The organism is Mycobacterium sp. NGS62 (assembly GCF_059812285.1).
The window spans coordinates 28,261-39,553 of the sequence record NZ_JCALCK010000009.1 but is presented as its reverse complement, the minus strand read 5'-3'; the positions used below and the strand labels follow the sequence as shown (position 1 = coordinate 39,553).

11 protein-coding genes are annotated in these 11,293 nt (G+C 63.1%); 4 read left to right on the top strand and 7 right to left on the bottom strand.

Annotated features, from left to right (window positions below; translation table 11 throughout):
• The first annotated feature begins 6 nt into the window (after window positions 1–6).
• Complete coding sequence (locus tag AC5Y49_RS18920; RefSeq protein ID WP_499889764.1) at window positions 7–903, top strand: NHL repeat-containing protein; 897 nt, start codon at window positions 7–9, stop codon at window positions 901–903.
• A 24-nt stretch (window positions 904–927) separates the two neighbouring features.
• Here the strand turns inward: AC5Y49_RS18920 and AC5Y49_RS18915 are convergent, their stop codons facing one another.
• Window positions 928–1,917 carry a glycoside hydrolase family 6 protein gene (locus AC5Y49_RS18915; protein ID WP_499889763.1) on the bottom strand — a complete coding sequence of 330 codons (990 nt, stop codon included), beginning with the start codon at window positions 1,915–1,917 and terminating at the stop codon, window positions 928–930.
• 100 nt (window positions 1,918–2,017) lie between these two features.
• On the opposite strand from AC5Y49_RS18915, the gene AC5Y49_RS18910 reads away from it, so the two are divergent.
• Both AC5Y49_RS18910 and AC5Y49_RS18905 read left to right on the top strand, forming a co-directional pair.
• Window positions 2,018–2,797 (top strand): DUF1906 domain-containing protein, encoded by a 780-nt coding sequence (locus tag AC5Y49_RS18910; RefSeq protein WP_499889761.1) that lies wholly within the window; start codon window positions 2,018–2,020, stop codon window positions 2,795–2,797.
• A 40-nt stretch (window positions 2,798–2,837) separates the two neighbouring features.
• Window positions 2,838–3,596, top strand: a complete 759-nt coding sequence (locus AC5Y49_RS18905) for an SCO6745 family protein (protein WP_499889759.1) — start codon at window positions 2,838–2,840, stop codon at window positions 3,594–3,596.
• 5 nt (window positions 3,597–3,601) lie between these two features.
• On the opposite strand, the gene AC5Y49_RS18900 is transcribed toward AC5Y49_RS18905, so the two are convergent.
• Window positions 3,602–4,633: a fused (3R)-hydroxyacyl-ACP dehydratase subunits HadA/HadB gene (locus tag AC5Y49_RS18900; RefSeq protein ID WP_499889757.1), complete on the bottom strand. Its 1,032-nt coding sequence runs from the start codon at window positions 4,631–4,633 to the stop codon at window positions 3,602–3,604.
• Window positions 4,634–4,817: 184 nt separating this feature from the next.
• On the opposite strand from AC5Y49_RS18900, the gene AC5Y49_RS18895 reads away from it, so the two are divergent.
• Window positions 4,818–6,122 carry a lipase family protein gene (locus AC5Y49_RS18895; protein WP_499889756.1) on the top strand — a complete coding sequence of 435 codons (1,305 nt, stop codon included), beginning with the start codon at window positions 4,818–4,820 and terminating at the stop codon, window positions 6,120–6,122.
• A 14-nt stretch (window positions 6,123–6,136) separates the two neighbouring features.
• Here AC5Y49_RS18895 and AC5Y49_RS18890 read toward each other — a convergent pair whose 3' ends face one another.
• The 5 genes from AC5Y49_RS18890 to AC5Y49_RS18870 form a co-directional block, all read right to left on the bottom strand.
• Window positions 6,137–8,911 carry an MMPL/RND family transporter gene (locus AC5Y49_RS18890; RefSeq protein WP_499889951.1) on the bottom strand — a complete coding sequence of 925 codons (2,775 nt, stop codon included), beginning with the start codon at window positions 8,909–8,911 and terminating at the stop codon, window positions 6,137–6,139.
• A gap of 35 nt (window positions 8,912–8,946) precedes the next feature.
• A complete protein-coding gene (locus tag AC5Y49_RS18885) occupies window positions 8,947–9,345 on the bottom strand; it encodes an MmpS family transport accessory protein (RefSeq protein ID WP_499889949.1) in 399 nt (132 codons plus the stop codon).
• 302 nt (window positions 9,346–9,647) lie between these two features.
• Window positions 9,648–10,073, bottom strand: coding sequence for a hypothetical protein (locus AC5Y49_RS18880; protein ID WP_499889754.1), 426 nt, complete (start codon window positions 10,071–10,073; stop codon window positions 9,648–9,650).
• Window positions 10,074–10,142: 69 nt separating this feature from the next.
• On the bottom strand, window positions 10,143–10,508 hold the full coding sequence (locus AC5Y49_RS18875) for a cupin domain-containing protein (RefSeq protein ID WP_499889752.1): 366 nt from the start codon (window positions 10,506–10,508) through the stop codon (window positions 10,143–10,145).
• A 29-nt stretch (window positions 10,509–10,537) separates the two neighbouring features.
• Window positions 10,538–11,248 (bottom strand): SDR family oxidoreductase, encoded by a 711-nt coding sequence (locus AC5Y49_RS18870; protein ID WP_499889750.1) that lies wholly within the window; start codon window positions 11,246–11,248, stop codon window positions 10,538–10,540.
• Between the last annotated feature and the right edge of the window lie 45 nt (window positions 11,249–11,293).

Sequence of the window (11,293 nt, the reverse complement as noted above, 5' to 3'; positions counted from 1 at the left end):
CCTGGCGTGGAGACGGAGAAGACGAAACTGCGCCCGTGGTGGTGGCGGCGACAGGAGGCGGAGCGCGGATTTCTCCTCAGCGTAGCCGCCATCGTCGTGGCCAGTCTCTTGGTGGCGTGTTCGCCGGGCTCTGCGCCCACTTCCCGAAGGGTCGACGTGCCGTTGCAGGCGGGCAAGCAGACCACGCTTCCGCTCGATGCGATGGGCTTTACGGCGATGGGGGTCGACGCGAAGAACGTCCTCTACCTGGGTGGTGGCCTCGGGATCTCGACGCTGGCGCCAGGGGCAATCCAACCGACCCCGTTGAAGCTGAACGGTTATCCAACGGTGTCGACTTTGGCGGTTGCACCGGACGGCAAACTGTACTTCGTCACTCTCGATGGTGTTGTCGAGACCATCAGACCCGGCTCCACCACCACGGAACCGCTGCCCTTCGACAAGCTCCAATACTTCAGCGAGATCGCAGTGGCGCAAGACGGCACGGTCTACCTCGGCGACGTCCAACACAACAAGCTGTTGAAGCTCGCCCCCGGTGCGGCCGCCCCAACGGAGCTTCCCGTCGCGGGTGTCAACGGGCCGGGACACATGGTGATCGACGCCGACGACAACCTTTTCGTATCCATGATGGGCAAGATCGTGAAGATCGCGAAGAACGCAACGACTGCCGAGCCGATCGTTGGTGTAACCGCCCACGTCGGCGGCTTAGCAGTCGACGCCGCTGGCAATCTGTATGCCACCGACGTGAAGGCGAACACCGTGTCCCGGCTGCCTGCTGACGGAGGCGACTGGACCCAGTTACCGTTCAGCGGACTTGTGAGCCCGACCAAAATCACTGTCGACGGCGACGCCAACGTCTACGTCATCAACCAAGGACGCCAGGTCGTCAAGCTCGCTGCCAAGTAGCAGTGCCGCAAAGACGCGCGAAGCCTAATGGCCGGCGTTGCGGGCGAGATCGATCGCGTACTGGCTGACGAAGGTGCCTGCCTGCGGTTCGCCGCGGCCGCATGATCCGTCGGATTCGCCCGGGCGTTTGACCCATAAATACGCGTCAGCGTGCGCGCCCGCCGTAGCCGTGGTCGGCGGGGTCCCCAGGGCACGGCCAGTCGGGTTACACCACGAGAGATCGCCGTCGGCTGGTCCGGCGCCGTTGCGCGACGTGTCGATCACATAGTTCGACCCGTTCGTCATTCCAGAAATCGCCTCGCCGTAACCGATCTCCTCGTCGGTGGTGAAGAAGTTCGCGGTGTTGAGGCTGAAACCGCGCGCCTTAGTCACGCCGACCTGGTTGAGCCTGGCAGCCATCTCCTCGGCGTTCACCCAGCGCGAGTGGCCGGCGTCGACGTAGACGGCCGTGGCTGGGTTGCTGGTCAGGGTGTCGACGGCGTAGCGGATCAGATCGAAGCGTTCCTGGCGCTGATCGGACGACAAGCAGTCGGCCATGGCCAGCGCATCGGGCTCGAGGATGATCGCGGCCGGTCCGGCGCCGATGGCGGAGGCGACGCCGTCGATCCACCCACGGTAGGCCGCCGCCGACCCGAAGCCACCCGCTGCGAAGCTTCCGCAGTCGCGGTGCGGGATCCCATACAGCGCCAGGATCGGCACAGCGCCGGCACCCTGCGCCGTGGCGATGTACTTCGCGTCCACCGCGGGAGTAGACGCCTGGTCCATCCAGTAGGCGTGCGGCGTGTTCGCGATCGCGGTCAGCTCTGCATTGGGCGGATTGGCGCCTTTGGCGGCGCGCATCGACTTCGACGCGGGATCGACATAGAAGGGCTTGCCGTCCAGCGGGTTCGCGCCATTGGCCAGGCGCATCGGCGGGGCCTGCGCCGGGTCGGCAATGAGACCTAGGCCGGCAACGGCCGCAACCATCAGGAATGGGGTGATCCACCGCGCGACCGCGCTAGCAGCTGAAGACATCACCCCAGGAAATTAGCCCTCCACAGAATTGGGCGCCAAACCGGCCCGACGAATGGTCATCGACGAACTAACTCCGCAACGCGCGGATACGCTTCCACCTGTGACGAGACCCGCATCCCGGCGCGACGTCCTTAGGTATGCAGCGCTGCTCGCACCGACGCTGGTCGTTCCCGGCGCCCTCGGCGCGACGCTCGGCACACCGAAAGCCGCCGCCGAGGGTCTGCAACTCGTCGACTTCACAGAACGGTTGGTCCAGCCCGAGCAGATCAGGGCGGCGGGCCTCGACGGGGCCTTGGTCTACGTATCCGAGTCGCGGCCGGGCGCCGACTTCGATTTCAAACCGGTCACCCGCGACTATGCAGACCGGCTCCGGGCAGCCGGCCTGCAGATCGTCAGCTGCTACCAGTTCGGCAAGCCGGGTTGGCCGACGCCGTCGGACTTCACCCATGGCTACGACGGAGGCGTCGCCGACGCCCAGACCGCGTTGAAACTGCACACCGCCGCCGGGGGCCCACAGTCGGCGCCGATCTTCTTCAGCGTCGATGAAGACGTCGATTCCGAGACGTGGAAAAGCCTGGCAGTCGAATGGTTTCGGGGAATCAACTCGGTACTGGGCGTAGCTCGAACAGGAATCTATGGCGGTGTTCGCCAGTGTGCCTGGGCGATCGCCGACGGGGTCATCGGAGCTTCGACCACTCCGGGGCATCGGTGGGCGTGGCAGACGAAGGGGTGGTCGGGGGGCAAACGCGAGCCCGCGGCCGTACTGTTCCAGCGCGAAGTCGTCACCGCATCCGACCCGGGTCTTACGATCGACGGCATGCACGTCGACGTGAACGACGTCCTCGCAACCGATTTCGGCCAGTGGGACCTCGCCCGGTGATCCACGACGAAAACACTCGAACTTAGGAGGAGCCAAGGCTATGAGCGACACCGACATGTTGGATGCTGCCGCGACGACAGGATCGGCGATGGAGCAGGCCGTCGCTGTTTTCATGCTGCATCCCGAGACGTTGGGTGAGAGCGTCGCCGCCGGCTACCAGAACCCTTTGGCGGGCTACGTCGCCGGACGCGGGGGAGTGCTGGGTGAGGTCACCGGCGACACTGTCAGTGCGGTGTTTGCGGTGTTCGAACCGAACGCGTTGAGTGCGATGTGGGAGGAAGGCGTCGCGGTGCGCGGCGCTGCCGCTGCAGCGCAACTGTATTCGGACCAAGCCGCAGGGTTTGCACGCAAGTACCTGTCCGGCGCGCAGGGGTTGGATCGCATCGCCGCGTTGGGGGAGAAGGTCATCGCAACGACGCCGATTGCGGGGCTGCCGTTGTTCGCCGGCTGGCGCGCGATGCCGTTGGCCGACGATGCCGTCGCCCGGGCGCTGCAGGTGATGTTCGTGCTGCGGGAACTGCGCGCAGGGGTGCACTTCAACGCGCTCACCCTCTCCGGCATCACCCCGGTCGAGGCGCACATGCTCAACAAGGGGCCTCAGTACACCATGATGTTCGGCTGGGCCGAACCGTTTGCGGACGGCGCAGAGAAGAAGGACCGCTACGCAGAGATCGAGCAGGTGACCAACCGGCGGATGGCGGAGATCTTCGCGGCCGCTCTCGACCCGGCCGAGGCCGAGGAGTTAGCCCGGCTGAGCACCGATGCGCTGGCGTCGTTGCAGGCTAACGTCCCGAGCTGACCAGGTCAGCGGAAGCGGACATGCAACGTCGCCAGGCCGAAGATCTTCCGGCCAGCAGACTTCGCGGCGACGATGACGACGCCGGTGCGCGTCGCCGGATCCAGCGACTTGATCCGGCCGCTGAATTCGATGTCTGCGCCCTCGGCGGCTGACACGATCGCGGGCGCCGACAGCCGCACCGCGTAGCGGGTAACCGCACCGGGGTCGCCCGACCATGCGGAGGCGAATCCGGCACCCAGACCCATGGTGAGCATTCCGTGGGCGATCACATCGGGCAGCCCGGCCAGCTTGGCGATGTCCTCGTCCCAGTGAATCGGGTTGGCGTCGCCGGCCACACCGGCATAGTTCACCAAGTCGCCTCGGGACAGTCGCGTATGGCGCACCGGTAGCTCGTCGCCAACCGACAGGTCGTCGAACGACGGCGTTCCCGGCGTGCGGGTCATGCCGCCGTCGGCGATGCGAATTTCCCCCTCAGGACGCACCGTCTTCTGGTACGCGTCATCGGATTCACCGACGGCGAAAATGTCCACATCGTGCATCATCGCGTTGTGTACGGCTGTCTTGATCGCCGGATCGACATCTTCCGCGGTGACACCGACGACGGTGGTGTGCAAGGTGTGCACCTGCTCGCCGGCGGTATCGGTGAAGGTGTTGGTCACGGTGATCAGGTCTCTGCCGGCGATTCTGCGTACCGAGGTCAGTTCAACGTCGACGTGCAGTTCGTCGCCGGCCACGATCGGGCGATGCTGTTCGAAGACTTCTTCGGTCTGCATGTAGGTGTCGTAACCGACGACCACCGATTCGAACATGTGGCGATTGCAGGTCATGCCGGGTGCCGAGGTGAACGTCAGTGGCGCTACCAGGTCCGAATATCCCAGTTCGGCGGCGGCGGCGGTATCCCAGTGTGCGGGGTGGTAGTCCTGCACGGCGCGGGCGTATTCGCGTAGCTTTTCGCGGCCGACCAGGTAGGTGCCATCCATCTGGTAGTAGTGGCCGACCCTGGATTCGATTACCGACACCTCTGCTGCTGCGGTCATGAATTCGCCCAACTTTTCTGCCGGCTGGTTCGCGGAGGCCGACCACAGCACACTAACGCCCGAACACTGTAGCGGTACACGCCGCCGCGCGGCGTGACGTTTAGCGAACAGCCGTTCACGGGTAGCCCGCGGTAACTACTCGGATGGCCCTCACGCCATCCGCCCGAGGGGGGAGCGGTTGCCGATGAGCGACAACTTCACTGCAGCTCAGAAGGCACCTGTCGTGCACCACGAGAAGCTTCGCCGCGACACCCCGTTGCGGGTGCCCGACGAAGATCCGTTCTATCAACCGCCGCCGGGCTATCAGGATGCAAACCCCGGAGATCTGCTGCGATCCCGCGACGTAGAGCTGGGGTTCCTCGGTCTCATCGCCCAACGGGTGCGTGCCACGCAGCTGCTTTATCGCAGCACCGACTTGCACGGCGAGCCCGAAGTCGCGGTGACTACCGTTCTGCTGCCCGAACAACGCGATCCGGGGCGCGTCTGCCCGGTGTTGTCGTATCAATGCGCAATCGATGCGGTGAACTCACGATGCTTTCCGTCATATGCCCTGCGCCGCGGCGCGAAGCCGATCGGAGCATTCGTGCAGTCCGAATACCTACTTGTCGCCGCCGCGCTGGCGGAAGGGTGGGCGGTGTCGGTGCCCGACCACGAAGGATGCCATGGGATGTGGGGCGCACCCCATGAGCCGGGCTTCCGGATCCTCGACGGCCTCCGCGCGGCGTTGCACTGTGAGCGGCTGGGCTTGTCACCGGCAGCTCCAATCGCACTGTGGGGTTATTCCGGTGGCGGACTCGCCTCGGCCTGGGCCGCCGAACACAACGCGGACTACGCTCCTGAACTCAACGTGGTCGGCGCGGTACTCGGCTCACCGGTCGGTGACTGCGGCAGCGTTGCACGCCACCTCAACGGCACCTTCTTCGCGGGCCTGGCCGCGCTAATGATTGCGGCACTGACGCACGTCTTTCCCGGCGCACAACGCGTCGTCGACGAACACGCCAGTGACGACGGCAAGCAGTTGCTCGACGAGTTGCACTCGATGACAACGGCGCAGGCCGTCTGGCGTCTGCGCGGCACTGACATCGGGTCGTACGTCGATATGTCTGCCGACGAGCTTTGGGATGTGCCCGACGTGCGAGACGTCTTTGATGCGACCAAGTTGGGCCAGGCCATTCCTCGCCCCCCGGTGCTGGTCGTGCAGGCAGTGCATGACCGCATCATCAGCGTCGATGCGATCGACAAGCTCGTCGCGTTCTATCAGGAAGCGGGAGCCGCGATCACCTATCACAGGGACCGATTCTGCGGTCACCTGCTGCTGCATCCGCTGTCTGCTCCCATGGCGTTGCGATGGCTGCGCGACCGATTCGACGAGCAAGACGTGAGCAGAGATCGCGCGCGCACCGGGTGGCCGACGCTGCTCAACCCCTCAACCTGGTTCGGCATGCTCAAGCTGGGCGTCATCACGGCGAAGGTCATCGCGGGGCGGTGACCACTCGGCTGGCCTCACCGCCGCGGCAGCGGGCGGGAACGCACCAGTGTCGGCCACCAGAACCACGGTCCTAGGATTCTGACGATGCATGGCACGACAAACGACCGCACGATCAACGTGTCGAGCAGCAGGCCGATGCATACCGTCGAACCCACCTGGCCGATCGTTCTGAGATCGCTTGTGAGCATTGCCAACATCGTGAACGCGAACACCAGCCCTGCAGATGTCACCACACCACCGGTGCTTCCGAGCGCACGGATCAAACCGGTATTCAATCCGGCGTGAAGCTCCTCTTTGATACGGACGATCAACAGCAGGTTGTAGTCCGAACCCACCGCCACCAGGATGATGAATGTCAGCGGCAGTATCAACCAGTGCAGGGGCAGACCGATGAGGTGCTGCCACACAAGGATGGAGAGCCCGAACGCGCCGGCGTAGGAGAAAGCCACGGTGCCGGGAATGACCAAGGCGGCCATCAGACTTCGCGTAAGGAACAACATGATCAAGAAGATCAGCACGAAGGCCGCGATCGCCACAATCAGCAGATCCGACGCGGCGTACTCCTTGATGTCCTTGTCGTTGGATCCAGAGCCGCCGATATAAACTCTTGCGCCGGCCAACGAAGTCTCTTTCAGCGCCGTGGTTATCGCTGTGGGGAACTGTCCGACATGCTGCACGCCTTCAGGACCCATCGCGTTGCCCTCGTGGGTGACGATGAAGCGGGCCGCCTCGCCGTCCGGCGACATCAGAAGCGCCATACCAGTTTTGACATCTTCATTGTCGAAACCTTCTCGGGGGATGTAGAAGAAGTCATCGCTGCGGGAACGATCGAAATCGAGCCCCACATTGACCAAGTCGTCGAATGTCTGGTCGGTCTGCGTGGACTGTAGAGACGACTGACCGTAGCTGCTGACCAAAAGAGCGGCCAACGCCTCCGAGTCGTCGGCAGTGAGTTTCAGCTGCGTGATGACTTGGGGCAAGAGCCTATCCAGGGCCTCGAGGGAGGTTCTGGCGTCCTTGATATCAGCAGCCAGGTGGTCGATGTTGTCAAGCCCCTCGAACAGCGATCTGAACGCCCAGCAGATGGGAATGTCGAAACAGTGCTTCTCCCAGAACAAATAGCTCTTGATCGGCCGGAAGAAATCGTCGAGATTTGAGATTTCCGAATTCATCTCGTCGGTGATCTGTTGCAGATCCTCGACGGTGAGCACCGTCTTGTGCAGCTCATCCGACATCCTTTGGAAGAACACGATCTCTTTGCGCAAGACTTCAACAGAGTGGGTCGTGATCGCGGCCTGCTGGTTGGTATTGGCGTTTTGCTGCTTGTTGAACGGGAGTTGTTGGCCGTTCCCGCTACCTTGCGTGGTGAACAAGTAGGGCAGCGTGGCATGTTCCAGTGGCCGGCCCAGCGGCCTGGTGATGCTTTGCACCATCGCAACGCCGGGAAGGCGGATGAGACTCTTGGCCGCCCGGTCTAACGAGATGAAGTCAGCTGAGTTTCGCATGTCGTGATCTGTCTCGATCATCAGCATCTCGGAGAACAACTTGCTCTTCGGAAAGTGCCGATCGGCCGCCGCGAAACCCTGATTGGCGGGGGCATTGTGCGGTTGGTACTGACGGTCGTCGTAGTTCTGTCGGTACGTCGGCACAAAGACCGCCCCGAACACGACGGCAGCGGAGCTGGCTACGAGGATCGGCACCGGCCACCGCACCACGCTCGTGCCGATCCGCCGATACAGCTGCGCCTTAGCCTTGCCTTTCGGGTCGAAGAGCCCGAAGAGGCTGCCCACGGTCAATAGGGCCGGGCCGAGCGTCAGTGCCGCCGCGATGTTGAACAGCATGGCGATGGCGACAGCCGGCCCCATGGTGTGGAAGTAGTTGAGGCGCGCGAAAATCAAGCAGAAGCACGCCCCCGCGATCGTCAGCCCCGAGCCAAGGATGATGGGCGTGACACTCTTATAGGCGGTGTAGAACGCGTCCTCCCTGCCTTCGCCGGCCTGTCGCGCCTCGTGATAGCGACCCATCAAAAAGATGCCGTAGTCCGTGCCTGCGCCCAGGGTCAGCGCGACGACGATATTCACGGCGAATGAGGAGAGTTCGATGTATCCCAAATGCCCGAGGGTTGCCACAACTCCCTTCGCGACCAGCATCTCGATCAGGACCCCGAGCAGGGGCACCAGCAGGTTGCTGATGGAGCGGTACACCAGCAGCAGCATCCCGAGGATGAGAAAGATCGTCACAATCGTGATGTTGTTCAAGCTCGAATTGGCGATAGCCACCGTGTCCGAGGCGAGCGGAGCAGCGCCGCTGACGTAGACCCTGAGCCCGGGTGGCGGCGTATCGTTCGCGACGATATGTCGAACGGCGTTGACGGACTCGTTCGCTCGCATTTGGCCGATATCGCCCGCGAGACGTAACAGCACGTACGCGGCCTTGCCGTCGACGCTCTGCGCCCCCGCCGCGGTGATCGGCTTTCCCCACAGATCCATGACGTACTGCACGTGTGTGGGGTCACGCTTGAGTCGACGCACCAAATCGTCGTAGTACCGGTGGTCCGCATCGGCCAGCGGCCGGTTGGCTTCCAGCACGACCATGGTCAAGTTGGTCGAATCGGACTCGTGAAACTTTTCGCCGATGCTCAGCAGCGCCCGCTGCGAGGGCGCGTAATGCGGGACCATCGGCCCCGCGAGTTCTTCCGCGACCCGTTCTACCTGCGGCATAAAGGTGTTCGTCGACACGGCGAGGAGAGCCCAGAACGCGATGATCGGTATTGCGAAGGCGCGGACCATTCTGGGGATGAAGGGCCGTTTCGTGCGGTGCTCGCTCACGCGGATTTCACCCTGCACATGACGTGCGCGTCCGCGTGGCTATCGGACTGTTCATCGCGGACAACGCCATTCACCAGCATCCGGCACCCGAGTTGACCTCCGTGAACCTGCGCCGAGATGCTGCCCGACACCACGGTGAGGGTGGTCGTCTCCGTGTGGGACCACGGCAATGTCGTGAGGTTAATCTGGTGTGGATGCCCGTCGATGTCTAAGTAGACGAGCATCCCGCCCTCCCCGGCGGAGCCAAACAACTCATACGTGAGCTGTTTGGGGGTGGACTGCTCAGGTGCTGCCGGGCCATTGACGGTGATGACGGGTGGGGGAGCGGAGAATTGGTGCACCTTCCACATGCACACCGCACCCACAGCGACCGCAACGACGGCAACCAAAGGCATCCAGAACCGCGCCAAGGCAGTCCTGCCGACTGAACGAGGGCTCACTCCATCACCTTTCGGAATCCGGCCCCGGACCTCGTGGTCTCGCATCGTCCCGCACCCAGACACCATTGCCACATGCCGCCGGCCTATATATCAACTAGGTTGATATATAGGCCCGATATGACCCTACCGCCTCGGCCCGAAGTCGAGCAAGCGGTGTGCGACATTATCACCTGGCGCTGCTATCGGCAGCGCGTACGAACCAACGTCCAACTCACCGGAAATCAAGGAAACGAAAGCACCACATGCGTTGTGTTGCTTCAAGGCATTTTCTGCAGACGCCTTTTCAATCTTGCGCTGCGGAGAATCTGAGTCGTGAAGTTCATGGACGCCAACATCGGGAACACTCCGAGAAACGTCCGCTCGGAGGGCGTCGCTCCATGCAGGTGGTAGAGGCTGCCGAACACATAGAAGCATCCCACCATGAACAAAGCGCCGGGGATGCACAACGCCATCAGGGAGCCACGATCAGCAGCGACTTGCTTCGCAAAATTCACTTCATCGGCCGACATTACTTCGCCGCTGCGCACTTTGCGCAGAACGGCTTTGGCGCTACCTATTTCGTCGCTTATCGCAGTAGGCGCTCGGGTCCCCAGGCGTCTCACGTATACAGCAGCAAAGGCGGCGAGCACCAACGCCAGCGCAAGGGTGACTACGGTCAGAAAACCATACAGCGCCGAACCCACGATTTCGCTCCCTCGCTTCGCCGTCGAATTTAGCACCACGCATCGGAGGCGTCGGCCGGTCGACTACGCCTAGTCGCTAGCCACATGCGGCGGGTCGTAGATGACAAGAAACACGAGGTCGTCCTCGCCCACGTTCATCAAGCTGTGCTCTTCGTTCGCGGGGACCTTGACTAGAGTGCCCGGCTTGGTTTGCCAGCTCTGATCACCGATCTGCATGCGCCCGGTGCCGGTCAAGAAGTGGAAAGCGTGGTTGTAATCGTGGTGATGCGGTGCGGAGCCGCCGCCCGGCCCGAACTTGGTCAACTGGGCACTGAACAACGGGGAGTAATCGGCGCCGACCAACTCGTCGCTGATCCAGAAGTTCTCTCCCAGGTTGGTCTTGTGCCAGACGATGTCTTCCGGTGCGTATACCTTCGGCAATATGGTGCGGCTCATAGGGATTCCCCTTCCTGGTGTCCGGGTCGTCACGCGGCGATGCTTCCACCGCCGTCGGCTCGAATGATCTGACCGGTGATGTAGCCGGCGTCCTCATCGAGCAGGGTGCAGATCGCATGTGCGATCTCGGGCGGTGTCCCGAGGCGGCGCAGCGGAATGGTTTGCAGTAGATGCGCTTCGCGCTCGGATCCGATCGGGCTGCGCTCGCGGTACATCTCGGTTTCGATGGGCCCGGGCGCCACTGCGTTGACCGTGATTCCGTGCTGCGCCAGTTCGCCGGCCCAGATCCGGGTGCACGCTTCCAGCGCAGCTTTCGTCGCGGCATAGGGTGTTCGTTCTGCGGTGCCCAGAGTGGTGAGGCTAGTGACGTTGACGATTCGGCCCCAGCCGGCCTCCAACATTCCGGGCAGTACCGCTTGAACTACTTGCACGGCGGTGCGCACATTCAGGTCGTATGTGACGAACAGGTCGTCCAGGTCGATCGAGCCGATTCGGCCGAATCGTGCGAGGCCGACATTGTTGACCACCGCGTCGATGCGCCCGCTTGCCACGACCCGGTCGAGTGCTTGTGCGGTGGCTGCCCGGTCGGCGAGATCCACCTCGTAGAACTCGCCCGGGAAGTCCGGCGGCGTGCTGCGGGCGAGACCTACCGGGATGTCGCCGGACGCCGCGAGTCGATCAGCGACCGCGCGCCCGATTCCCTTTGATCCGCCAGTGATCAGTACTCGCCGTGCTGGCATGGTGCCCTCCTTCAGACGTGTTCGTATGATTACGTAAACGTTCTG

Coding starts and splice junctions, on each gene's coding strand:
- AC5Y49_RS18915 (WP_499889763.1), bottom strand. CDS start 1,917: ATGTCTTCAGCTGCTAGCGCGGTCGCGCGGTGGATCACCCCATTCCTG.
- AC5Y49_RS18905 (WP_499889759.1), top strand. CDS start 2,838: ATGAGCGACACCGACATGTTGGATGCTGCCGCGACGACAGGATCGGCG.
- AC5Y49_RS18900 (WP_499889757.1), bottom strand. CDS start 4,633: ATGACCGCAGCAGCAGAGGTGTCGGTAATCGAATCCAGGGTCGGCCAC.
- AC5Y49_RS18895 (WP_499889756.1), top strand. CDS start 4,818: ATGAGCGACAACTTCACTGCAGCTCAGAAGGCACCTGTCGTGCACCAC.
- AC5Y49_RS18890 (WP_499889951.1), bottom strand. CDS start 8,911: ATGGTCCGCGCCTTCGCAATACCGATCATCGCGTTCTGGGCTCTCCTC.
- AC5Y49_RS18885 (WP_499889949.1), bottom strand. CDS start 9,345: ATGCCTTTGGTTGCCGTCGTTGCGGTCGCTGTGGGTGCGGTGTGCATG.
- AC5Y49_RS18875 (WP_499889752.1), bottom strand. CDS start 10,508: ATGAGCCGCACCATATTGCCGAAGGTATACGCACCGGAAGACATCGTC.
- AC5Y49_RS18870 (WP_499889750.1), bottom strand. CDS start 11,248: ATGCCAGCACGGCGAGTACTGATCACTGGCGGATCAAAGGGAATCGGG.